This window comes from Allobosea sp. NPDC055594, from assembly GCF_053618995.1.
The window spans coordinates 99,600-121,979 of the sequence record NZ_JBSHIO010000010.1 but is presented as its reverse complement, the minus strand read 5'-3'; the positions used below and the strand labels follow the sequence as shown (position 1 = coordinate 121,979).

Sequence of the window (22,380 nt, the reverse complement as noted above, 5' to 3'; positions counted from 1 at the left end):
CCATGGAACTGTCGCTGCTTTCGGCGCTCAATGCCGAGCGTGCGGCGCGCCGCGCCGCGGTGCTGGTCACCGATATCGGTATGGGTGCGCAAAGACTGGTCAAGGCGGCGGAGCTGCAGCAGGACCCGCTCGCCGAGCTGATCGACAGGCAGTTGCGCACCGGCAAGAGCGGTTCGGTCGAGGTCGACGGCAAGGCCTATTTCCTGACGGTGCAGGCGCCGCCGCCGCGCCTGATCGTCACCGGCGCGGTGCATATCTCGCAGGCCATGGCGCCGATGGCGAAGCTGCTCGATCTCGACGTCACCGTCATCGATCCGCGTACCGCTTTTGCGACGCCGGAGCGCTTTCCCGAGGTGACGCTGCTGCCGGAGTGGCCGGACGAGGTGCTGAAGCGCCAGCAGCTCGACGCCTACACGGCTTTCGTCGCGCTGACGCATGACCCGAAGATCGACGATCCCGGGCTCGTCGCGGCGCTGAACTCGGACTGCTTCTATATCGGTGCGCTCGGCAGCCGGAAGACGCATGGCCGGCGCCTGGAGCGCCTGGCGGCAGCGGGCTTCAGCGAGGCGCAGACGGCGCGCATCCACGCCCCGATCGGGCTCGACATCGGCGCGGTCTCGCCGGCCGAGATCGCGCTCGCGATCCTCGGCGAGATCGTCTCCACCCTGCGCGGCCCGCGCCGCAAGCCTGCAACAGAGCCTGCATGAGTGCCCGTATGAGTGCCTGCCCATGAAGTTCGGTCCCATTCCGATCGCCGAAGCGGCGGGCAGCGTCGCGGCCCACACCGTGCGTGCCGGCGACGCCATCGTCCGCAAGGGCGCGACGATCAGCGCGCAGGATGCCGAGCGGCTGGCGGCGGGCGGGCTGACCGAGATCGTCGCCGTCCAGCTCGAGCCCGGCGATATCGACGAGAACACCGCAGCCGAACAGCTGGCGCGGGCGCTGGCCGGGCGGGCGGTGGTGACCGAGGCGCCGTTTACCGGGCGGGTCAACCTGTTCGCGGCGGCGGCCGGCGTGCTGACCATCGATACCGCGCTGATCGACATGCTGAACGGCATCGACGAGGCGATCACGGTCGCGACCTTGCCGGCGCTGAAGGCGGTCGTCGCCGGCGAGATGGTCGGCACGGTGAAGATCATCCCCTATGCCGTACAGGAGCGCCAGATCGCCGAGGCGCTCACGCGGCTCGGCAGCGCCCGGCCGATCGCGATCACCGAATACAAGCTGAAATCCGTGGCCGTGGTCTCGACCCTGCTGCCCGGCCTCAAGCCCTCGGTCGTCGACAAGACCTTGCGGGTGATGGCCGAACGCCTGGCGCCGGCGGGCGGAGAGATCGTGCTGGAGCGGCGTGTGCCGCATGAGGGCGCGCCGCTCGCCACGGCGATCCGCGAGGCCGCTGCCGGGCCGGCTGAGCTCGTCGTGGTCTTCGGCGCTTCGGCGATCACCGACCGGCGCGATGTGGTGCCGCAGGCGCTGGCCCTGGCCGGCGGGCGTATCGAGCATCTCGGCATGCCGGTCGATCCCGGCAACCTCATGCTGATCGGCGAGCTCGACGGCAAGCCGGTGATCGGCGCGCCGGGCTGCGCCCGCTCGCCGAAGGAGAACGGCTTCGACTGGGTGCTGCAGCGCTGCCTCGCCGGCCTGCCGGTGCGCCGTGCCGAGATCCAGGGCATGGGGGTCGGCGGGCTGCTGATGGAGATCATCTCGCGGCCGCAGCCGCGCGCGCCGGGCCATGCCGCGGTCGCGCCCGTCGCCGGGCTGGTGCTCGCGGCCGGTCGCTCGACCCGTATGGGGGGAGACAACAAGCTGCTCCAGCAGGTGCGTGGCGAGGCGCTGGTGCGCCATGCCGTCAAGGCACAGATCGCCTCGCGGGCCGCGCCGGTCTTCGTCGTGGTCGGCCACCAGGAGGCCGAAATCCGCGCGGCACTGGAAGGGCTCGACGTTCGCTTCGTCCGCAATCCCGGTTTCGCCGACGGCCTCTCCAGCTCGCTCAAGGCGGGGCTCGCGGCGCTGCCATCCGATGCGCAGGGCGTCGTGGTCTCGCTCGGCGACATGCCCAACGTCACGCCCGGCGTGATCGACCGGCTGGCCCAGGCTTTCGCCGACAGGCCGGACGCGGTGGCGGTGGTGCCGACGCTGCTCGGGCATCGCGGCAATCCGGTGCTGCTGTCGCGAGAGCTCTTCGCCGCGGTTGCCCGGCTGTCGGGCGACGAGGGTGCCCGGCGCCTGCTGGAGGAGGCCGGAGACGCCGTCGAGGAGGTCCCGCTCGACGACCCCGCGATCGCGATCGATGTCGACACGCCCGAAGCGCTTAAGGCCCTGACCGGTGCGCCTCTGCGCTCCTAGTTCGACGCGCAGGAGGCTCGAGCCGGCCAGGCTATCGGAGGTGTTTCGTGCGGTTTGGCAGGCGCTTCAGCGCTTCCAGTAGACTCCGAGCGTCGCATAGGCCGCATTCGGCTGGTCGCTGGTCTGCTGCGCCCCGGCGGCGAGGCGCCAGTTCAGGCTGAACAGCCTGAAACCGGTGAGGTGCAGGCCCAGTCTGAGCTTGTGATAGTCCTGCTGCCGGTAGAACTCGATCTCGGGGCCGAGATAGAGGTCGGGGGCGAGCTTCCAGCCCGGCGAAAGCCTGAGCCAGAAGCGCTGGTCCAGCGTCGCGGCATAGGCATTGGCCTGGAGCAGCAGGTTCTCCAGCGGGGTCGCCCAGAGATCGAATTGCAGCCGGCCGCCGATGCGGTCGCTGAACCGCGTGCGGGTCCTCGTCTCGCTGAAGACCGCCTCCAGCTCCGGTCCGGCCGACAGCGCCAGGAAAAGGTCGCCGATGCGCCATTCATAGCCGAGCAGCGCATGGACCTCGGTCTTGACCATGCGTCCGCGTGCCGGGCTGTGCTCGGCCGGCTCGATGCTCTCGCCCCATTTCAGCCCGAGCCGGAAGCCGCTGGCGTCGAGCCCGCCTTGCCCGAAGGCGCGCTTGAAGCCGACCGAACCGTGCAGCTTGCTGCGGTCGGTGTCGAATGAGGCGAAGATCACCATCGAGAGCGGCGTACGCTCATGCAGGGTGCTGTCGGCCGACGTCGGAGCGGAAGCGAGGGCTGCCGTCGCAATGATGACGGATCCCGAAAGCCCTTTCGCCCGCTCGGTGACGCCCCACGCCACGCCTACGCCCCCTCGGCTCTTGAAAACGGCCGATCACGCTACGGAGAGGAAGTCTGGCAGCAGATGAAATTCTTGCAAGTTTTTGTTAACCATGACGGCGCAGCCTGATGGCATCGGCCAGCCTTCTTCTCGCAGAGGAGTGCATCGTGTCATGGCATCGAAAGATTTCATCCGCCAGCTCGCCGGCTACGGTCTGACAACGGCCAATATCCTCTACCGCCTGCCGGATCATCCGACTTTCCTACAGAGCTACGTCTGGCAGGAATACGATCTGGCGCCACGCTTCCCCGAGCTGCGTGCCTTCCTGGATTTCTGGCGGCGCGAGCTCGAGGGACCGCTGCATTCGGTGACGGTGGCGCATGCGCGCCTGATCCGTCCGGCCGAGATCGTCAGCGTCAACGGCGTGCTGACCCTGCATTGACGCCGTGCGCCGCGGCGGGGTTGTTGGTCCTGCGCCCGCCATGCTAGGGCGCAGCTCCAGCCCTTCGCCCGGCGATACAGCTTGTCCTCTCCCCTGCGCACTTCCGGCCTGCTGCATGCGCTCGCGAGCCTTCCCGGCCCGCGCATCGCCGTCGGCGACATCGTCGCGGCGCTGCGCGACCGGGCCTATGCTTTGCTCATCGTGCTGCTCGGCCTGCCGAACTGCCTGCCGATGCCGCCGCCGATCCCGCTGGTCTGCGGCCTGGTCCTGGCCTTCATCGCGATGCAGATGCTGATGGGCCGTACCACGCCCTGGCTGCCGCAGCGTCTGCTCCGGCGCAGCATCGCCCAGGCCGATCTGGCGCGGGCGGTTTCACGCGCGCTGCCGCCGCTGATCCGGCTCGAGCGCTTCTCGAAGCCGCGCATGATGATGCTGAGGGGGCCGTTCGCGCTGGCGCTGCTCGGCGTGCTGCTGCTCGTCCTGGCGCTCGGACTGGTGGTCGCGGCGCCGTTCATCGGCCAGATTCCGCTCGGCCTCGCGGTCTGCCTGGTCGGGCTCGGGTTGGTCGAGCGTGACGGCGTGCTGATCGTCGGCGGAGCCGTGGTCGGGGCAATCGGCCTCGCGCTCTCGGCAGGCTTCGCCTATGCGCTGGTGAGCTCGATCGCCAGCCTGTTCTGAGAGCCTCGAGCGCCGCTCAGGCGGCGAGCTGCTTCTCGAAGGGCTGGTCGAGCGCCAGCAGCCGGTCGATCTCGCGGGGCGGGACGCCCTTGGAGAACAGGAAGCCCTGCAGTTCGTGGCAGCCGACCGCCTGAAGGAAGCGGTGCTGCTCCGTGGTCTCGACGCCCTCGGCACAGACGCGCAGGCCGAGCGCGCGGCCGAGATGCACGACGGAATGCACGAGAATGGCGGATTCCCCGGTCGTCTCCATGTATTCGAGGAAGGAGCGGTCGATCTTGATCTTGTCGAAGGCGAAGCGGCGCAGATAGATCAGGCTCGAATAGCCGGTGCCGAAATCGTCGAGCGCCAGGCCGATGCCATGCGCCCGCAGGTCCATCATCGCGTTCTCGGCGGCGTCGGCGTCCTCGACCACGACGCCCTCGGTCAATTCGAGTTCGAGCCGGCCAGGGTCGAAACCGGTTTCGTCGAGGATGCGGATGACGCTGGCGACGAAGTCCTTGTGGCGGAACTGGATCGGCGAGACGTTGACGGCGAGCTTGATCCCCGGCCATTTCAGCGCCTGCTCGCAGGCGCGGCGCAGCACCCATTCGCTCAGCGGCATGATCAGGCCGCGCTCCTCGGCGATGCCGATGAACTCCGAGGGCGGGATCATGCCGTGCACCGGGTGCGGCCAGCGCACCAGCGCCTCGACGCCGACGATGGTCGCGCCGTCGATCGAGACCTGAGGCTGGTAGTGCAGCAGAAGCTCGTCGCGGTTGATCGCGTTGCGCAGGTCCTCCTCGACCATGCGCTTGACCTGGAGCGCCCGGTTCATCTGCGGTTCGAAGAAGGAGTAGCGGTTCCGTCCCTCGTTCTTGGCCTGGTAGAGGGCGGTATCGGCGAGGCGCATCAGCGTGCCACGGTCAGCGCCGTCCTGCGGGCCGTGGGCGATTCCGATGGAGCAGCCGATGGTGACGGCGACGCCGGCGATCTCGAAAGGCTCCGTGAGCGAATCGAGGATTCGCTGGCCGAGCGCTGCGCTGGCGCCGGGCTCGTTCATATGGGTCTGGATGATGCCGAACTCGTCGCCGCCGAGCCGGGCGACCGTGTCGCCGACGCGCAGGATGGTGGTCAGGCGTTTCGCGACCTGCCGGATCAGCTCGTCGCCGGCATTGTGGCCATAGGTGTCGTTGACGGCCTTGAAGCGGTCGAGGTCGAGCATCAGGACTGCGAGCCCGCTCTTGGTACGGCCGAGCTGGGCGAGTTCCTGGTCGAGTCTGAGATCGAAGGTGCGGCGGTTGGGGAGGTGAGATAGCTCGTCCTGGCCGGCCAGACGCTGGATTTGCTGCTCTCGAAGGGTGATCTGGGTACCCGCGTGGCGCAGGCGATGGAAAACATAGGCGAAGATCGCGATGAAGAGCAGCCCGACCCCGGCAAGGGCCCAGAAGAACTGCCGCATCATCGCGTCACCAGGCCGGTCCGGCGTCCAGGTCAGCCATGCTCTGATGGCGCCGTCCGCCGAAACGATATCGCGGCGAGTCAAGCGGTCGGGCGGACGCTCGCCGACGATCCGCACATTCGGGACACGGTAGCGCTGGGCCAGATCTTCGAGGAGTGACGCGGTGGTGCGGCGATAGCCGACGAGATAGGCGGGACCGGCAGGGGAGGAGGTCCTCGCGCCAGCCATGCTGGCCGCTCTCAGATCAGCGATCACAACGCCCAAGGTCTCCTGGCCATCAGACCTGAGAAAGGCGTTCAGCGGTCCGCTCGTCGCGGTTGGGGTTGCATGCGTGGTCGTGGCCATCGCGCCAGGCAGTTCGGCGGCGAAATGACGCAAGCCTTCATAGCCGGCCTGGCCGGCGGCCTGGCCGCCTTCGACGCCGGCGAGAACCTTGCCCGAGGCGGTGACGAGATAGGCGCCGTCAAAATCGAGGAAGCGGCTGGCAAATCGCGCGAAACCCCATTGCAGGGCCGGGCGCGGCAGGCTCGCATCGAAGATCGGCTGGAGCAGCCCGGCATCGGCCAGGTTTTCGAGGCGATGGCGGCGCAGCCGAACCTGGCTTTCGATCGCCGCTTCGACGCGATCATATTGTCTTTCCGCCTCGACGCGGTTTGCATCGAGCATGATCGCGACGATGACGCCCACGGCGGCCGCGCTGACGAATGCGAAGGCACAGGCCAGGGTTGCCACCGTGCTCGTCAGCATCCGAGCTGACGAATTCATGTTGGGCAAACGAGCAGAAAGCTGCAAAATGCTCCACCTGTCCGGGCGCGCAGATGATCCATCCTGACAGGCGAATCTTGCCATCGGGTTTCCAGCGATGCTGACGAAGTGCGCGAAATCGTTGTCGCGCTGCCGAGAATGGGCGTCCGGAGCCGCCTGGCGGCTCGCGCTCAGCTCTCCGTCGGTTCGTAGGGTGGGCGCGGAATCGCCATATGTGCGGCGCGCAGTGCAGCCGACCAACGCTCGCGCAGATCGTGGAAATAGGGCTCGCCGGCCTCGATCCGGCGGTTGAGTTCCGGTGCTTCCGCGTCGCGGCGGAGCATGATCAGGTCGATCGGCAGGCCGACGCCGAGATTCGAGCGCATGGTCGAATCCATCGAGATCAGACCGACCTTCAGTGCGTCATAGAGATCGGTCCTGAAGGTCACGGCGCGGTCGAGGATGGGCTTGCCGTATTTGTGCTCGCCGATCTGCAGGAAGGGCGAATCCATGCCGCATTCGATGAAGTTGCCGGCCGAGTAGATCATGAACAGCCGCATCGGCTGGCCGATGATCTGGCCGCCGAACAGCAGCGACATGTCGTATTTGACGCCGGCATCGCGCAGCGCATCGCCATCGGTCTCGCGCACGCGGCGGACCGCCCGGCCGACGAGCTGGGCGGCGCGGAACATCGAGGGCGCATTCTGCAGCGTCTCGGGCTCGCCCGTCTCCGGATTCGGTACGCCCTCGTGCAGCAGGCTGACGACCGACTGGGTGAGGGAGAGGTTGCCGGCGGTGGCGAGCGTCAGGGTACGCTCGCCCGGCCAGGAGAAGACGTGGAGCTTGCGGAAGGTCGAGATGTCGTCGAGTCCGGCATTGGTGCGCGTGTCGGCGATCATCACGAGACCGTCCTGGACGAGGATGCCGGCGCAATAGGTCACGTGACGGGTCTCCGGAGCGGGGCGCGTATGGCTGGTATCAGGCGCTCATGGCGAGGACAATGCGCCCAGGCTCAATACCTACCAAGGCGGTAGCGGATGTTCGGCGCACCGAGGCCGGCTCCAAGACCCTTCACATATCGAGAATAGGCTACGCATCGTCATCGCAGGTGTTCTTGGGCTGTTCGGGAGGCAGCCACCAAATATCGGCAGTCGCTATCGGCTGCCCATGTCACTTCGTCCCGCCCGATTGGAAATGTTCACCCAGCGACCGACCGCTTGCCGTGAAAGTGCTGTTCCAAGTCACGAACGCGATCGCGCCCCTCTTTCTTGGCTCGGTACAAAGCTTGGTCGGCCCGATCCAGCAAAGCGTCCAACCCTTCGGCCCCGGTAGCGACGGCAATCCCAAAGCTTGCGGTCGGGCGCAGTACGTCCTGAACGACAGCAGGTGCAACAGCCCTGAAGGCCACTCTGATGCCCTCGGAAATTTGATGGGCCGTGCTCAGGTCACAGGACGGCAACAAAACGGCGAACTCTTCACCGCCCAGTCGTGCGCGTATTGCCCCCGACGGCGATTTTTGCGTGAGTAGTTCCGCAAAAACCTGGATGATCCTGTCGCCAGTCGCATGCCCGCAGCGATCATTGATCGACTTGAACAGGTCGAGATCACTCACGATCAGAACGGATGTGTCCAGATCTGACTGCGCATGCAGGAATGCCTTGGCGTGACGCTCGAAACCGCGCCGGTTGAGCAATCCTGACAAAGAGTCATTTTCAGCCTCGGATCGCATCTCTTCCGTGACGTCCACGGCAATGATCGCGAAAATGCCGACAGCCAGTGTCGAGCATATCAGTGTGTCGGATATCGAGATGGCCAGCCAATAGGCACTTTCGAAATCTTCGCCAACAATACTCGGCATTGCAAATAGCGGTCTGCAGCCGAAGGCGACGGCGGTCACCACGACGAGCCAAAACAGTAGCGCCTCTACGGGCGTGCGTCGCGGCCGCTTCGGCATATCGGCCAGCATCGTCAGGCATATGGCAACGAGGCCGGCGCCTATGATAGCGCCGCGCGCCACCAAACTGTCGTGCACAAGCGTGTAGAACCCGAGGCCGGGCAGGGTTGAAAACACGATGATCGACAAAAGTACATAGCGGGGGCGCCGTTCGAATTTCTGCGCTACGCCTATCGACAGAAGCCCCATCGTCAGCAAAATCAATGCGTTGCTGACTAGGCGGAGTGGCGAGGCCTGTTCGCGCAGCGCGACGAATACGACGATGAAGCAAATGGCGCGTACCGCATATGACGAGGCAAAAATCATGATGTAAGCAAGTCGACGCTGGTGCCACCAGAGCGCCAGCAAGCTGATGCTCAAAATCGCCGACATCGCGGGGTTGAGCACCCCTATTACCACGTAGCTCATTGCCCACACGCTGGCGCGGCAAAACCGCGGTACTCCGTCCGTTGGATCTTGGGCTGAGCACAACACGGCTTGGGTGTCGTATCAGTAAAGTATCATGGTAAACGGCAGCTCGTGCCGTAATGTAAGAGGCAATCTAGGTTCAATATCTATTGATTTGGCTCGAGATGTGATTCGTGATGTCCCGGGCTATGCCGTGATCGATGATTTACTTCTGCTGAGCGAGCGCCAGATGGCGCGCACCGCGCCGCATTTTCTGCTCTCGCATGGCGTGCGCGGGTCGATGACCGGCGCGTGGTGAGCGGCATCGTCGACGTTATCCGCAACGGCCTGCAATGGAGGGACGCCCCCAAGGGCTACGGTCTCCGCGCAAGACGCTCTACCACCGCTTCACCCGCTGGAGCCGGCTCGGCATCTTCAATCGCATCTTCGCCGGATTTGCCGGCGAAGGGCCGAAGCCCCAGAATCGAACCTCTTCGCCAAGCTGAAGGACTGGTGCCGATCGCCACGCGCTACGATCGATGCGCCTACACTTTCTTCTCGACAATCCGTATCGCCGCAGCCCTCGTCTTCTGGCTCTGACCAACGAGTCCCGAGTCTGGATCGCCGTGCGCCCGACCGGTTGCAAGATGGCGATCAATCTTGTCGGGGTGTCGGATCTTTCTGAAGAACGGGCTCCACTTTCCAATCCGATGCCGAGGCCGTCACTGCCCCTGCTGGCGCGGCCGGGCGGCCTGGGCGCGAACCTCGACCAGCAGGCTCTCGCCATTGCCGCCGGTGCGGGCGCCGCGGACCGGCGCCGCGTCGGCATAGTCGAGACCGGTCGCGACGCGGATATGGGTGTCGATCGGGCAGAGCCCGTTGGCGCAGTCGAAGCCGATCCAGCCGTAATCCGGCAAATAAGCCTCGGCCCAGGCATGGGCCCCGCCGGCATGGGGCAGCGTCTGCGATTCCGCGACATAGCCGGAGACATAGCGGGCGGGCGCACCGAGCGAGCGGGCACAGGTCATGAAGACATGTGCGACATCCTGCGGGATGCCTTCGCCCGCTTCGAGGCAGGCGCCGGCGCCGATGCCGAGGCGCTCTCCGGTCGGCACGCAGGTGATTCTTTCGTGCAGCGTCTCCATCAATGCGTGCAGGCGCGAGAGCTCACTGCCGCCCCCGGCCGCCGCCTCGGTCGCGAGGTCGCGCAGAGCGGCGCTCGGCTCGGTCAGCCTGGTGTCGCGCATGAACACGGCCGGCGGCACCTTCTCGACCACGCCCCGGATGACCCCAGCGAGATCTATGGTTTCGACCATGCCGTTGACTTCGATCGCATAATTCTCGATCGGCCCGTCGGCCGAGAAATCATGGACGAGATTGCCGAACGGATCCTGGCTGGAACGCAGCCGGCCGTCGATGTTCGGTGTGATCCGCCAGGACATGACATGCTGGCCGTCATGGTCGCGGGGCGTCAGCCGCAGCACCTGCCGGAGCTGGCGCACCGGCTCGGCATAGGCATAGGCGATGCTGTGCGAGATCCGGATACGCATGGCGGCTGCTTGAGGTCCTCGGTTCCGTCGGTGGCCAATGGCCTATTGCAGATATTGGTCGACGATGATCGCACCAAGGCGGTTGTTCTCGGTGATGAAGTCCTCGATGAATTCGTGCAGCCCGCGCCGGATCACCGCGTCGATCGGCATGTTCGACAGGCTGGCCAGGGTCTTGCGGGCCTGGCGCTGGGCCGGGCCGTGCCGGTCATAGGCATCGCCGATCTGGTCGAGGAAGCGCGAGATGCTCTCATAGCAGCTCGCCAGCGAGCGCGGCATGCGCTTGTTGAGGATCAGGAGATCGGCGATCAGCACCGGCTTCACCGCTTCGCGATAGACCCAGTGATAGGCGGTCAGTGCCGAGACCTCGCGCAGCATCGTCGTCCACTGGAAATAGTCGAGCGAGCCGCCGACCTGCTCGGTCTCCGGCAGAAGCAGATGGTACTTCACGTCGAGGATACGGGCGGTGTTGTCGGCCCGCTCGAGATGCACGCCGAGTCGCGAGAACCAGTAGCCGTCATCGCGCAGCATGGTGCGGTAGGCCGAGCCGTCGAAGACCAGCGAGACGTTCTTCACCCAGTCGAGGAAGCGGGCGAACTCCTCGCGGTCCATGCGCTTGCGTTCGAAGCGCTGGAGTTCGAGCCAGGCGCCGTTGAGCGCGTCCCACATTTCCGAGGTCAGCGCGGTGCGGACCGCACGGGCGTTCGAGCGGGCGAGGGCAAAGCAGTTGCGGATCGAGGATGGATTATCCGGGTTGAAGGTGAGGAACTCGCAGACATTGCGCTCGTTCGCCTCGTCATAGGCGAGGGCGAAGGCATCCTCGCAGCCGGCGGTGGCGACGGCGCTCTGCCATTCGGTGCCGGCGCCGCCATAGGCGGAGGGCAGGTTGGTCAGGCGGGTCGTGGCGTCGAGGATGCGGGCGAGATACTCGGCCCGTTCGACATAGCGCGAGACCCAGTAAAGGCTGTCGGCGGTGCGCGAAAGCATGGTCAGGTCCGGGATTCCGGGAGGACTCGAAGACAGGTGAAAGCGGGCATCCTCATGCGTCGAGCACCCAGGTGTCCTTGGTGCCGCCGCCCTGGCTCGAATTGACCACCAGCGAGCCTTCCTGGAGGGCGACGCGAGTGAGCCCGCCGGGCACGCAGGAAATGCCGTTGGCGCCCGAGAGCACGTAAGGCCGCAGGTCGACATGGCGCGGCGCGACGCCGGAGGCGACGAAGGTCGGGCAGGTCGAGAGCGCCAGCGTCGGCTGGGCGATGAAGCCCTCGGGCTGGAGCTTGAGCTTCTGCCGGAAGGTCTCGATCTGGGCCTTGCTGGCATGGGGGCCGACCAGCATGCCGTAGCCGCCGGAGCCGTTGACCTCCTTGACCACCAGCTTTTCGAGATTGTCGAGCACATAGGCGTTGGCCTCGGGCTCGCGGCAGCGATGGGTCGGGACATTCTTCAGGATCGGCTCCTCGCCGGTGAAGAACTTCACGATCTCGGGCATGTAGCTGTAGACCGCCTTATCGTCGGCGACGCCGGTGCCGACCGCATTGGCGAGGGTGACGTTGCCGGCCTTGTAGGCGCCGATGATGCCGGGCACGCCGAGCACGGAATCGCCGCGGAAGACCAGAGGGTCGATGAAGTCGTCGTCGATGCGCCGGTAGATCACGTCGACACGCTTCGGCCCCTGGGTCGTGCGCATGTAGACGACGTCGTCCTTGACCAGCAGGTCCGAGCCCTCGACCAGCTCGACGCCGAGCTTGTCGGCCAGGAACGAGTGCTCGTAGAAGGCCGAATTGTACTGGCCCGGCGTCAGAAGGCAGATCGTCGGGTCGGAGGAAGCGCTGCGCGGCGCGACCGAGCGCAGCGTCGCCAGCAGCTGGTCGGGGTAATTGTCGACCGGCGCGACGCGGTGGGTGGCGAACAGCTCCGGGAAGAGCCGCAGCATCACCTCGCGGTTCTCCATCATGTAGGAGACGCCGGACGGGGTGCGGGCATTATCCTCCAGCACATAGAAGGTGTCGGCGTCGACGCGGACGATGTCGATGCCGGCGATGTGGCAGTAGATGCCGTGCGGCACCTGGAAATCGACCATCTGCAGCTGGTAGCAGGCATTGCGGTAGACCAGATCGGCCGGGATGATGCCGGCCTTCAGGCACTCCTTCTTGCCGTAGACATCGGCCAGGAACATGTTCAGCGCGGTGACGCGCTGGCGCAGTCCTTTTTCGAGCTTGGTCCATTCCGGCTTGGTCAGCACGCGCGGGATGATGTCGAAGGGGATCAGCCGCTCGGTCGATTCCTCGTCGCCATAGACGGCGAAGGTGATGCCGATGCGCCGGAAGAACAATTCGGCCTGGGAGCGGCGCAGGGCCAGCATCTCGGGTGGCGCTTCCTTCAGCCAGCGGTCGAGCTCGACATAGGCCGAGCGCAATCCGCCTTCTCCCCCCGTCATCTCGTCGAACGCCGGCATGCAGGCTTCTTCCCCTGTTTCGGGTAGCCTATGCGCAATTGCGCGGCTTCGGAAAGAGGTCTGCTGCCGAGGGTTGCGGCGAAGCTTGCCCGTTCCTTGGGCAAAGCACGGTGGCCGGACTGCGGTGGGCGCGCCGACCAAAGGGGATCAGGGCGGAGCGATCATGCCTTGGGCAGCGCAGGGGCTGCCAAAGGGGGCCTGCGGCGTTGCTGTCGCTTGCCTGGCTGGCGGGAGGAGCGCAAGGTCCGCAGCGGCGACAGGTTAGAAAGATTCCAATATGGGATTGAAGCCCTATTTGCTCCGCTTGCACCGCTGGATCACCCTCGTTTTCGCTCTGCCTCTACTCGGAATCATCGTCTCGGGGCTGGTGCTGTCGATCGAGCCGCTGGCGCAGCGCCAGGCGCCGGCGGCGCCTCTGACCGAAGCGCGACTGCTCGATTTCCTCGACCGCCACGACCCGGACGGCAAGGCGACCGGCCTCTCGGTTCGCACCTATGACCAGCTGGTCCGACTGTCCGGCGTCGGAGAGGACGGAACAGTGGATGTCGGCCTCGCCAGCGGCGAGGAGGTCGAGACGGAGGGGTTCGCCGAATGGTTCGGCTGGGCGCGCGGCCTGCACGAGCGGCTGCTCCTGGACCTCGGCTGGCTGGTGACGGCCAGTACCGTCGCGATGATCGCCCTGGCCGTGCTTGGCGTCGCCATGGGCTGGCCGCGCTTGCGCAACACGCTGGGCGGCTGGCACGCCGGAATGGCCTGGCTCACCCTGCCGCTCGCCGTGCTGAGCCCGCTGACCGGGCTGTTCATCGTGATGGGCGTCGGAACCGGTGGGGCGCCTGCTGGGCCGCGCGGCGAGCGCGTGCCGATCCGCGCCGCGGTCTCGGCCATTGCGCGCGACCATGATCTGGCCGGCCTGACCTCGCTGCGGATGCGGGGCGGGCGCCTGGTCGCCCGGATCTACGAAGGCAGCCGGCTGTCGACCTATGTCGTGACCCGGGAAGGGCTGCAGCCGGCACCGACGAACTGGTCGCGCGCGCTGCATGAGGGCAACTGGCACGCCTTGCTGGGGACCACTTTCAACACGCTGCTTTCGCTGGTGCTGGTCGGGCTCTGGGGTACGGGGCTGGTCATCTGGGCGAGGCGCCGTTTCCGCAAGCGCCGTCCACGGGCGCGGCAGTCGGCGCGCGCCGCGGCGTCGGGCTGATCCGGGACGCTCAGATCAGGCCGAGCCCCTTGAAGCTGGCATGGCCGTCGCGGCCGACGATGATGTGGTCGTGGATGGCGATGCCGAGCGGCTTGGCGATGTCGACGAGCTCGCGGGTCATGCGCATGTCGGCGCCGGACGGTGTCGGGTCGCCGGATGGATGATTATGTATTAAAATCAAGGCTGTAGCCGATAGTTCCAAGGCGCGGCGCATCACCTCGCGCGGGTAGACCGGGGTATGGTCGACGGTGCCGGTCTGCTGCACCTCGTCGGCGATCAGGGCGTTCTTCTTGTCGAGGAAGAGGATGCGGATGTGTTCCTCTCTCTCAGATTTTGCCGTTAAATCAATTGCTTGCGCGTCGCGTCCCCCAAACGTCCCTACCGCGTCCCTCATGGCTTGTTCTCGCTCCGTTTTGCGAGGCGAAGCTGAGCGACGCGACTGGTCTGTTCGATCGTGCCGCGGTTGTAACGAGCGCTTGTCTGGCGGTTCAGGTGACCCGCCGATTTCATTACGTCCGTCTCCGCTGCGCCAAGGTCGTAGGCCTCGGTGATAGCACCGGCGCGGGCATCCATGTTGCAGACAGTCTTTGGCACGCCAGCGGTGTTCGCAATGGACCGCCAGCGATCGGTGAAGTTCCTATGCTTGTAGGGCTCGCGAGTCGTCTCGGCGACAATCATCGGTCCGATGCGCTTCTCCAACGGCACACGAGCGATTTCTTCCAGCACGGCCGGATGAAGCTTGAGGTCGTGCTCGACAGGAAGTCCGGTTTTCGTGTGCGACTTCCGGAGAATCATGTTGTTGTCGATATCGGACCAGAGCAGTCCGTTCACCCAGCGCCGGCCATTGTAATAGATGCCGCCCTCCGTTTCAGCGGGCTCCCATTCGCCGATAACGTCCTTCTGGCGCATGGCGAGTTCGAACTGCAGAGCGGTAGCCAAGGCGACCGAGGGCCAGCCCTCGGCGTGGGCGGCGGTGCGCACCGCATTCACGTGGTCAATCGTCATCACGGCGCACCGCGCCGGTGGTGTCGGGAATCGGATCTTACCGAGCATGGTATCGGCGCGGAAGCAGTCGTCGTAGCCCAACGTCACGCCATAGCTGATTAACTGCCTTACGGCGTCCATAGCGTGCTTGGCGCGCCAGGGGCGGGCAGGGGCGTCCGGCTTCTTCGGTGCGCCAAAGCGAGCGTGCCAGCGTTTGAAGTCCGGCCCGAGCAGCTTGGCAAGCTGCCTGTCGCCAACGCTCTTCTCGATGATGGTCAGCGACTTCAACACATTGGCCCGGCTGTTCCACTTCATTGAGTGGAAAGGCGAGTCTTCGTTCGTCTGGAATAGACGCGATAGGCTCAGCATCGAGCCGTCGTAGCCGGGGGCTGAGTGCCGGCCGAGTGACGCCCATGCAAGCATCTCCGCCTGCAGACGATGGCAGTGTGATGAGAGCGACGCGCGGCCTTCCGGGGTCTTCGGATAGTGCAGGCGGACGGACGACGGGCGATAGCCCCTCTTGGCAAGGTCGGCGCGGGCTTCCCAGTACTCGCGAACCGAGCCGTCCTTGTTCCGCTTGCGCTTGAGCCCCGGGAACTCGATCACTGCCATACCTCGACGCCGTCAGCCGTAGAGGGCAGGGCACCTTGCCGGATACCGTGTCGGCGGTCGAGAAATTCTCGAACAGCCGGCCAGTAGCGGCAGCCGGTGAGAGGATCTACACGGGGCAGGCCCTCGCGCTCCAGAACGAGCGCAAGGGAGTCCCACCGGACCTTCGCCTTGGGTCCAAGGATGCGCTGGGCGATTGCCTGCTCGGGCAAATACAGCGGCGAGTTGTCGTTGGCTGGCTGCATTCTGGGCTCCATGGCGGGCGAATGCCGACTAATTGCCGGATTCGCACGGTCGAAAGTCAAGCGTAATCAGCCGGCGCAGCTATACTGCTCTGATGCGAGCCGTGGTTGGCGCGCCGGTGGGCTGTCGTGAACAGCTATATGCACCGGTTTCCGTGGCTTCTATTCACCCGGTTCACACAATTGATTGTCAAGCAGCCGCAGTATCTGCCGCTTGGATTTCGCGCATCGCTCGCTCGTCAATCGCCGGAACCTCATCGCCGCAGCCAAGTTGCTTCATCGAGCACGCAACTTGGGAGATTGGTGATGAAGAAACTCGCTTTCGCGTTTGCGTTAGTCGCACTGCCCGCCATGGCGTTCGCACAGAATTCCGGCGTGGTCGTCCGAGACCCTACTGGCGGTGCAACTCGCGATCCAGCACTCGGCGTCGGCACTGTTGAGGCTCCCCTGAAGCGGGATCCGGCCGGTGGGGTGATGATCGACGACACGCCGCGATTCCGAGCCTATGTGGTCGAGCAGCGCGTCCCGTCCTACACCTATGCCGAGCCGATGGCGGTCGGTGCCGTCCTCCCGGCCGAGGGCGGTATCGTCTATCGCGAAGTACCGAGTGAATACGGCGCACAAGGTTACAGCTACACGGTGGTGAACGGTCGCACCGTTCTGGTGGAGCCGGGCGCCCGGCGCATCGTCCAGATCATCAACTGATCCCGCTCCGAGGTTTCAGGGATCGAACGGGGCGGCAGAGCACAATCCTCGCTTTGTTCGCCTCGTCCGCGCTGGGTAGGCGCGCGCGCCACCTTCCAATGTCGGGCGTTCGCGGCCCCAATTCAGCCGGAATCGGGGAGCCCGCTAGCGGGCGCCACAGTGATGCGGCAGCGGACGCCGGGTCGTGCAAGTGCCCCCAGCCCCCATGCGACCCGGCGTCTATCAAGCCGCAGCCGGCTTGTCGTCCCGCTCGAATAGGTACTGCTTGATGACGTTCTCAAGCTCGCCGGTGTCCTTGCGAGCCTTGATGCCAATCTTCACGTGGAACGCCTTGAAGTGCAGCTCCTCGCTGTCATCCGGCGCGAGCACGCCAGTGGCGCGCCGCAGGCCGGCAAAGTCGCGCTGGCCGCGCTCCTGCTTGGTCCGAGCACGGTGTTCCAACTCGTAGTTGATGTAGAACGGGCGACCTTCGAAATCGCCGTCAACAACCTGCCCCTTGCACTTCAGGATGTTGCCCGTGCCCTTGCTGTTGGTGACGTATTCCGACTCCACGATCTCAAGGGTGTATTCCCCCGCCGGCAGGGGCAGGTAGCCGCTGCTGGGGACGGCGTTGGGGTTGAAGCTGTATGCGATGCTGGCCATGGCGGCGCTCCTTATCATATGAATTTGTTGACATAAACAATAGGCGCTGGAGCGCGCTAGGAGTCAACAAAATAATATGAGAGTGACAAAAAATGTTTCTATCCCCATGATTGGTTGACAACCATAATTAGGAATCGCTAGAGCGGCATATGATCACACCCGCACAATCACGCGCGGCCCGCGGCTTACTCGGCTGGTCGCAGACCGATCTAGCCGGTGCGGCGAAGGTCAGTATCTCGACGATACGCGACTATGAGACCGGCAAACGCCAACCCATCGCCAACAATCTGTCTGCCATCCGACTAGCACTAGAAGCGGCTGGAATGGTTTTTGTCGGCGACGGCGAGCCCGCGATCGGAAGTGGGCCTGGCGTGCGGCTGAAATCGTCAGCCCCTTGACTCTCAATCGGCATGTTCTCATTTTGTTCGCATGCCGATTGCCCTGCCATTGACCGTCAAACGCTTTCGCAACGGCCAGGGTGAGGTCGTATGCGTCATCATCCGCGACGCGTCTGGAAGGGCGATTCACATAAACTGCGACCCGAGCGACTTCCGCAGGACCGCATCGCGCGTGTGGAGCCCTGAGGACGCCGAAGCGCTTGGGAAGTGGATCGCGCGCCGGCTGTCCGAGGAGATCGTCATCCAAGTCCGCGTCGATGAGAACCGGCGCGACGCGATGTGGTGTCGGTAGCTTCCTGGCGCGTCGTTCCGCTTGGCTTCTCAATATGATCTGACGAGCATGCTGCGCGCCGGCTAAGCCACATCGCCAATCCAGTGTATAATCTAATGGTACACATAGGTTGACGCATGGGTCATTATGCTGCACTGTTTGCTCATGCTGACACCCGAACAAATCAGGGCGGCTCGCGCCCTTCTCAACTGGTCCCAGGCGGAGCTTGCAGATCGTAGCGGCGTAGCGGCTCAATCGATTAAGAACATCGAACGCGGCGTAACCGACCCACGCCTGACAACTGCGACGACGCTCAAGCGCACTCTAGAATCGGCCGGGGTCCAGTTCGTTGAGCCCGGGATAAACCCGGCGGGCAACGGAGTCGCTCTGCGCACATCCCCACGACACGTGGCCACCCAAGGCGAAATGCAGGCCAGCGCGGACGATGCCCGATTTCAGGCTGCAGAGGCCGTAGACGAAGCCCTAATCGGCTCGGACGCCACCGCGGAACAGAAGGCCGAGCGCCGTGGAGCGCTTACGGACGAGTCCGAGATGATCGGGCAGGCCCGCGGCAAGGGCCGCGGCAAGCCCAGCCCTGACAAATAGCGAGGATTGATGGAAGCTACTTCGGCTTTAGCAGGCGGTTGAACATCTCGGTAATCGGGTTGTGAGGGCTTCGGGGACGGGCGGGAGAGTTCGGCCTGCCGGGCCAATTGATCTGCGCCTCCCCTATAACCCGTTCCCGATCGTCCATGCCGCGAACTCGATATTGCGGATCGCCGTCGTCGCTGGTCGGCAATAGGCGGGTGACCGCATACGTTCCAACGGCATCTTGGTCGTGGAAACCGAAATTCAGTCTTACTTGGTCTCCGACTTTAAAATGGTGGTCCATAATCGCTCCTTTGTGCTGTCAGCATTCAGAGCTGAGATGCACACTAGCACGCCGGAGAGCTGTGGAGGGCGATTTCCTGCAGGATGGTGTGCGAGGCGCGCCGCGGTGCCGCGCACCGTGCTAACCTGCGTCATGGAAAACCTCCCAAACCGCCGGCTCGAAATCACCGACGCAACCAACATCGCTCTCACGGGCGGGCCGGTATGCGGCGCCGTCATCATGGTCACGAAGGCGGGTGGCGGGCTGATCGAACTCCACTTGACTGCGGAGGCGCTGGCCAACATCGAGGTGCTGCTGGAAGGTGCGCGAATGGCGCAGGCCCGAATTTACGGGCTGCATTGAGGCCTGGACCGCCTCGAGGCTTGAATTCCGCGCGGTCGCAATAAATGTTCGCCATCTCGTTTGATGGAGGGCGGCATGCCATTTTCATCACTCAGCGACCCTGCTGATCTCGCCCGCGCGCAGAGTGCGTTCTACCTGGCCTGGCTGGAAATCGTAGCCGGCGGACACGTTTCGGAAACGGAGCAGGCAGGCCGCGATCGGCTGGCTGAAGTCATCATCGCCTTATTACCAAGCTGCGCCGATGAAGCCGAACTGGTGGAGCTGGCCGTCGAGCGTTTCGCTCAGCTCAAGGTTGAGTTCTAGCCCCTTGACCGCGCCGGCCGGGTGGATGACGCTGCGTCGTTTGGGGAGGAGAACGTGGCAAAGCTAGTGATCAGGAGCAAGGCCTCGCCTACGCGGAAGGCGTTGGCCAAGATGGTGACGGTCGAGAACACGGACGACGGCAAGAAGGTCACCGGAACCAAAAAGCAGGTGAAGGCGTGGGCTATTGAGGAAATCCGGAAGGGCCTCAAGCCTAAATAGACCGGCCCGTCCGTTTACATCCGACGTAACGGGCCAGCGCGCCGCTAAGCCGCTTCCCGCAAGCAATCTCCGACCCGATCCGGCCAACGGTGCACAACGGCCTGATGGGTCGCGATCGGAGTCACGCTCGACATCAGCAGGAAGCCGCCGACGCCGCCGTTGCCGTTCTCGTCGCGATAGGCGCGCTGCTGCTCGGCAATGGCGATGCCGGCCGTTACGAGGTCGGTGGGCATGGATGCCAACGGTACAGCTGGCGCCGAGGCATAGTCGGTGATCTCCGCCGCATGCCAGCCACCGCCGTACGCTGGGTTGTTGGTTACGACATATGCCTCGGCACGACCGCGCTCATGGCTCCACCCGACGGCGTAGATCTCTACACCACCATAGGACCTGACATCGTCCGGCGCGTTGTCCCATGCGACCTCTACCGACAGGGCGAGGTTGTCGACCAATTCCTCGAACGATCGGAAGGTGCGCCCCAGCCGGGGCGTTAGGTCCTCTGAGAAGCCCGACGGGCCACGGCTCGTGACCACGCAGCTCAAATGTGGAAGCGGATGCGTCTTGGTCGTGATCGCCGTGATCACGTTCCCATGGTCATTGTTGTAGGTGACACCGTCCGTGAACACGACCGCCGCCTCGTCCGTGAGAAATATCTGGACTGCACTCACTGCTTAAATCCCATCTGCATTGTTCCGATCAGCCCGCCGGGCGCGCCGTTGCTGCCGCTGGTCCCGAACAAGCCGGCAAGCGGCCCGCCGCCAATAAGGGCGGCTTGTAGGGCTGCGCGCGCGAGTTGTTTGACCAAGTTGCGCATGACGTCCTCGGCCTTCTCGCCGTCGACAATCAGGTCGCCGAGCGAGTCCGTGATGGCGTCGCCAAAAAACTTCTGGGCTTCCTGCGCATCCTCGAGGGCCTTGCGAACGTCTTCGACCTTGACCTTGGCGTTGGCGTAACCCGTCGCAGCGCGATCGATCGCAGCTCGCATTTCTTCTGTGATCGGGATCGCGGCACGCTTTGCGGCGGTTTCTAGCTCGAGCGCTTCGCGGGCCTTGGCCTTCGCAAACGTGCCCTTTCCCTCGGTTTCAGCCTCGAGGAGCAGCGCCTGACGCCGCTTCTCGCTGGCGACCAGGGCCTTCTCATAAGAGTCGAGTGTGTCCTTGCTGGATCCGCCGCCGCCTTTGCCGTCCTTGCTGCCGACCGGTTTATATTTGTCGTTATCGATCGGGTTGATCTTGCCCGTGCCGCCAGGGCGAGCTGGGGGTAGCGTCGTCGTCTTTAGCTGGTTTGCAAACTCGGCTTCAGACTGCCTAAAGCTTGCCAGAGCCTTGCGGTTTTCCTCCGCAGCGCGGGCATTGGCTGCCGCCTGCTCAGTCGCTACAGTTTCGCGCCCGCCGGCGTTAGCCGTGCCCATCTCGCGCGCCTGCGCCGTACGGGCTGCGCGCTCTTCCTGATAGGTCAGCCCCTGCTGGCGCTGGACGCCTGCATTGGCCCGGGCCAGCTCTCCAACCTTCGCAATCAGCGCTTGGACGCCATTTACGGCGCCGGAGGCCGCCGTGCCGACGCCGCCGATAGAGCCGGCAAGGCCGTCGATCGCGACCGCCAGGCCGCGCGAGAAGCCTGTGGCCGTGTCGAACTCACCCGCGGCCTTGATGACTTCGTTCTTGAGCTTCTCCATCGCCTGGGCGGAGGTAAGCGACGCACCGGCTAGTTTCTGCTCGAGCAACGGGGCGCCGGCCTGGATGGCTCGGAAGAACCCTTCCGACGACACCTTGCCGTCCTTGACGAGCGCGGTGAGCTTCGCAACGTCACCACCAGCCTGCTGCATCCCCGCGGCCGCCGCCTGCAGGAGGGGATAGGCGCCATCGAGGAGCGAGTTGTACTCCTCGGCCTGCACCTTGCCGTTGCTGAATGCCTGCGAAAGCTGAAGCAGGGCGCCGGACGATTCCGATGCGCTCTTGCCCGACACACGAAGCGACTGCGCCACGATATCAGTTACCTGCAGGATCTCGTCCGAAGACGCCTTCAGGGTCGTCTGCGCCTGCGAGACGCGGCCGTAGAGTTGGGCCAGAGCATCGAGCGGGACGGCATTGCGCTGAGCCGATGCAAACAGCTTGTCGAAAACGCCGCCGAGGTCGCCGTCTTTCACGCCTGCCGTTTTCAGCTGGTTGAAGATCCCGGTGTACGTGTCCGCGTACCTGCGAATGTCGTTCAGCGCCGACCCGACCGCTACACCGGCGAACACGCCGGCGATGCGCTTGCCAAGGGCGCTCAGCGAGCCGCCAACGGATTTTTCCATCGCCGAAGCGCGGTCTTCAAGCTGTTTGAAGAGGCGATAAGCCTGCGCGTTCTGCTTCTTAAGCGCGTTGCTGAATTGGGTAGCCTGGACCTCCAGCAGGAGGCTCAATTTTTCTACGTCGACTGCCATGAATGTTCCTGCGCCGCGGCGCTAATCAAGATCGATGGGCGCCCAGCCGGCGGGCCTTCCGGTTGCAGTGCTAGGCTGCCGGCCAGATCTTGAGGCCTAAAGGCCAATAAAAGATTGTTAAGCAATGAGTTTACTGATAGCATAGGGCTTCCAGCGTTTAGTACAGGAGAGCCCGATGCATCCAATTCTCGTAAAATGTCCTCAGACGGGACGTGCAGTCGAGACCGGCCTCCGCACCACAAAAGCCAGCTTCGACGCTCTCAGCATTCGGCGAGTACTGACTTGCCCGGACTGCGGGCGCGATCATGCTTGGTCATGTGAGGAAGCATTTCTTGGCGAGGAGGAGTTGCGAGGACGCGGAGCCCTGAAG

Annotated in this window: 25 protein-coding genes and 2 pseudogenes; 13 read left to right on the top strand and 14 right to left on the bottom strand. The window is 64.6% G+C overall.

What is annotated here, in order from left to right; genetic code table 11:
• Positions 1-2: 2 nt before the first annotated feature.
• Entirely contained in the window at positions 3-707 is a 705-nt protein-coding gene (locus tag ACWGRX_RS19740; protein WP_452118928.1) for an XdhC family protein, read from the top strand.
• Between the two features lie 22 nt (positions 708-729).
• Entirely contained in the window at positions 730-2,346 is a 1,617-nt protein-coding gene (locus ACWGRX_RS19735) for an NTP transferase domain-containing protein (protein ID WP_452118927.1), read from the top strand.
• Positions 2,347-2,412: 66 nt separating this feature from the next.
• On the opposite strand, the gene bcsS is transcribed toward ACWGRX_RS19735, so the two are convergent.
• Positions 2,413-3,153, bottom strand: a complete 741-nt coding sequence (gene bcsS / locus ACWGRX_RS19730) for a cellulose biosynthesis protein BcsS (protein WP_452118926.1) — start codon at positions 3,151-3,153, stop codon at positions 2,413-2,415.
• A 151-nt stretch (positions 3,154-3,304) separates the two neighbouring features.
• On the opposite strand from bcsS, the gene ACWGRX_RS19725 reads away from it, so the two are divergent.
• Together ACWGRX_RS19725 and ACWGRX_RS19720 are read left to right on the top strand one after the other, a co-directional pair.
• Positions 3,305-3,574, top strand: coding sequence for an usg protein (locus ACWGRX_RS19725; RefSeq protein WP_452118925.1), 270 nt, complete (start codon positions 3,305-3,307; stop codon positions 3,572-3,574).
• 81 nt (positions 3,575-3,655) lie between these two features.
• A complete protein-coding gene (locus tag ACWGRX_RS19720; protein ID WP_452118924.1) occupies positions 3,656-4,252 on the top strand; it encodes an exopolysaccharide biosynthesis protein in 597 nt (198 codons plus the stop codon).
• Positions 4,253-4,268: 16 nt separating this feature from the next.
• Here the strand turns inward: ACWGRX_RS19720 and ACWGRX_RS19715 are convergent, their stop codons facing one another.
• The 3 genes from ACWGRX_RS19715 to ACWGRX_RS19705 form a co-directional block, all read right to left on the bottom strand.
• Positions 4,269-6,437, bottom strand: a complete 2,169-nt coding sequence (locus ACWGRX_RS19715) for a putative bifunctional diguanylate cyclase/phosphodiesterase (protein ID WP_452118923.1) — start codon at positions 6,435-6,437, stop codon at positions 4,269-4,271.
• Positions 6,438-6,625: 188 nt separating this feature from the next.
• Positions 6,626-7,375, bottom strand: a complete 750-nt coding sequence (locus ACWGRX_RS19710) for a proteasome-type protease (protein ID WP_291647435.1) — start codon at positions 7,373-7,375, stop codon at positions 6,626-6,628.
• Between the two features lie 257 nt (positions 7,376-7,632).
• Positions 7,633-8,796 (bottom strand): GGDEF domain-containing protein, encoded by a 1,164-nt coding sequence (locus ACWGRX_RS19705; RefSeq protein ID WP_452118922.1) that lies wholly within the window; start codon positions 8,794-8,796, stop codon positions 7,633-7,635.
• Between the two features lie 196 nt (positions 8,797-8,992).
• On the opposite strand from ACWGRX_RS19705, the pseudogene ACWGRX_RS19700 reads away from it, so the two are divergent.
• A pseudogene (locus ACWGRX_RS19700) lies at positions 8,993-9,245 on the top strand (transposase); the annotation flags it as partial.
• Between the two features lie 252 nt (positions 9,246-9,497).
• Here ACWGRX_RS19700 and ACWGRX_RS19695 read toward each other — a convergent pair.
• Genes ACWGRX_RS19695 through ACWGRX_RS19685 form a run of 3 tightly spaced genes read right to left on the bottom strand, consistent with a single transcriptional unit; the run spans position 9,498 to position 12,777 of the window.
• Positions 9,498-10,325, bottom strand: coding sequence for a transglutaminase family protein (locus ACWGRX_RS19695; RefSeq protein WP_452118921.1), 828 nt, complete (start codon positions 10,323-10,325; stop codon positions 9,498-9,500).
• Between the two features lie 42 nt (positions 10,326-10,367).
• Positions 10,368-11,309 carry an alpha-E domain-containing protein gene (locus ACWGRX_RS19690; RefSeq protein WP_291640868.1) on the bottom strand — a complete coding sequence of 314 codons (942 nt, stop codon included), beginning with the start codon at positions 11,307-11,309 and terminating at the stop codon, positions 10,368-10,370.
• A 52-nt stretch (positions 11,310-11,361) separates the two neighbouring features.
• Entirely contained in the window at positions 11,362-12,777 is a 1,416-nt protein-coding gene (locus ACWGRX_RS19685) for a circularly permuted type 2 ATP-grasp protein (protein ID WP_452118920.1), read from the bottom strand.
• Positions 12,778-13,072: 295 nt separating this feature from the next.
• On the opposite strand from ACWGRX_RS19685, the gene ACWGRX_RS19680 reads away from it, so the two are divergent.
• A complete protein-coding gene (locus ACWGRX_RS19680) occupies positions 13,073-13,978 on the top strand; it encodes a PepSY domain-containing protein (RefSeq protein ID WP_452118919.1) in 906 nt (301 codons plus the stop codon).
• Between the two features lie 10 nt (positions 13,979-13,988).
• Here the strand turns inward: ACWGRX_RS19680 and ACWGRX_RS19675 are convergent.
• From ACWGRX_RS19675 to ACWGRX_RS19665, 3 genes and pseudogenes are all read right to left on the bottom strand, one after another.
• Positions 13,989-14,306: pseudogene (locus tag ACWGRX_RS19675) on the bottom strand (JAB domain-containing protein); the annotation flags it as partial.
• A gap of 62 nt (positions 14,307-14,368) precedes the next feature.
• Positions 14,369-15,574 (bottom strand): integrase, encoded by a 1,206-nt coding sequence (locus tag ACWGRX_RS19670; RefSeq protein WP_452118918.1) that lies wholly within the window; start codon positions 15,572-15,574, stop codon positions 14,369-14,371.
• Positions 15,565-15,816 (bottom strand): hypothetical protein, encoded by a 252-nt coding sequence (locus tag ACWGRX_RS19665; RefSeq protein WP_452118917.1) that lies wholly within the window; start codon positions 15,814-15,816, stop codon positions 15,565-15,567. Before ACWGRX_RS19665 ends, ACWGRX_RS19670 begins: the two co-directional genes overlap by 10 nt.
• A 126-nt stretch (positions 15,817-15,942) precedes the next feature.
• Here ACWGRX_RS19665 and ACWGRX_RS19660 point away from each other — a divergent pair, with 126 nt between their 5' ends.
• A complete protein-coding gene (locus tag ACWGRX_RS19660; RefSeq protein WP_452118916.1) occupies positions 15,943-16,518 on the top strand; it encodes a DUF1236 domain-containing protein in 576 nt (191 codons plus the stop codon).
• Positions 16,519-16,740: 222 nt separating this feature from the next.
• On the opposite strand, the gene ACWGRX_RS19655 is transcribed toward ACWGRX_RS19660, so the two are convergent.
• Positions 16,741-17,160: a DUF669 domain-containing protein gene (locus tag ACWGRX_RS19655; protein WP_452118915.1), complete on the bottom strand. Its 420-nt coding sequence runs from the start codon at positions 17,158-17,160 to the stop codon at positions 16,741-16,743.
• A 149-nt stretch (positions 17,161-17,309) separates the two neighbouring features.
• Here ACWGRX_RS19655 and ACWGRX_RS19650 point away from each other — a divergent pair, with 149 nt between their 5' ends.
• The 3 genes from ACWGRX_RS19650 (at position 17,310) to ACWGRX_RS19640 (ending at position 18,435) form a co-directional block, all read left to right on the top strand.
• Complete coding sequence (locus tag ACWGRX_RS19650; RefSeq protein ID WP_452118914.1) at positions 17,310-17,558, top strand: helix-turn-helix domain-containing protein; 249 nt, start codon at positions 17,310-17,312, stop codon at positions 17,556-17,558.
• A 31-nt stretch (positions 17,559-17,589) separates the two neighbouring features.
• Positions 17,590-17,850: a hypothetical protein gene (locus ACWGRX_RS19645; RefSeq protein WP_452118913.1), complete on the top strand. Its 261-nt coding sequence runs from the start codon at positions 17,590-17,592 to the stop codon at positions 17,848-17,850.
• Positions 17,851-17,994: 144 nt separating this feature from the next.
• Complete coding sequence (locus ACWGRX_RS19640) at positions 17,995-18,435, top strand: helix-turn-helix transcriptional regulator (protein ID WP_452118912.1); 441 nt, start codon at positions 17,995-17,997, stop codon at positions 18,433-18,435.
• Positions 18,436-18,451: 16 nt separating this feature from the next.
• Here the strand turns inward: ACWGRX_RS19640 and ACWGRX_RS19635 are convergent, their stop codons facing one another.
• Entirely contained in the window at positions 18,452-18,721 is a 270-nt protein-coding gene (locus tag ACWGRX_RS19635; RefSeq protein WP_452118911.1) for a hypothetical protein, read from the bottom strand.
• A 105-nt stretch (positions 18,722-18,826) separates the two neighbouring features.
• Between ACWGRX_RS19635 and ACWGRX_RS19630 the strand changes: the two genes are divergently transcribed.
• The 3 genes from ACWGRX_RS19630 (at position 18,827) to ACWGRX_RS19620 (ending at position 19,585) form a co-directional block, all read left to right on the top strand.
• The gene (locus tag ACWGRX_RS19630; RefSeq protein ID WP_452118910.1) at positions 18,827-19,063 is read left to right on the top strand and encodes a hypothetical protein; all 237 of its coding nucleotides are present in this window, start codon (positions 18,827-18,829) and stop codon (positions 19,061-19,063) included.
• A 75-nt stretch (positions 19,064-19,138) separates the two neighbouring features.
• The gene (locus ACWGRX_RS19625) at positions 19,139-19,366 is read left to right on the top strand and encodes a hypothetical protein (RefSeq protein ID WP_452118909.1); all 228 of its coding nucleotides are present in this window, start codon (positions 19,139-19,141) and stop codon (positions 19,364-19,366) included.
• A gap of 54 nt (positions 19,367-19,420) precedes the next feature.
• Positions 19,421-19,585, top strand: a complete 165-nt coding sequence (locus tag ACWGRX_RS19620) for a hypothetical protein (protein WP_452118908.1) — start codon at positions 19,421-19,423, stop codon at positions 19,583-19,585.
• Between the two features lie 44 nt (positions 19,586-19,629).
• On the opposite strand, the gene ACWGRX_RS19615 is transcribed toward ACWGRX_RS19620, so the two are convergent.
• Together ACWGRX_RS19615 and ACWGRX_RS19610 are read right to left on the bottom strand one after the other, a co-directional pair.
• Positions 19,630-20,253 (bottom strand): hypothetical protein, encoded by a 624-nt coding sequence (locus tag ACWGRX_RS19615; protein ID WP_452118907.1) that lies wholly within the window; start codon positions 20,251-20,253, stop codon positions 19,630-19,632.
• A complete protein-coding gene (locus ACWGRX_RS19610; protein ID WP_452118906.1) occupies positions 20,250-22,010 on the bottom strand; it encodes a tape measure protein in 1,761 nt (586 codons plus the stop codon). The genes ACWGRX_RS19615 and ACWGRX_RS19610 overlap by 4 nt, the downstream gene beginning before the upstream one ends.
• Between the last annotated feature and the right edge of the window lie 370 nt (positions 22,011-22,380).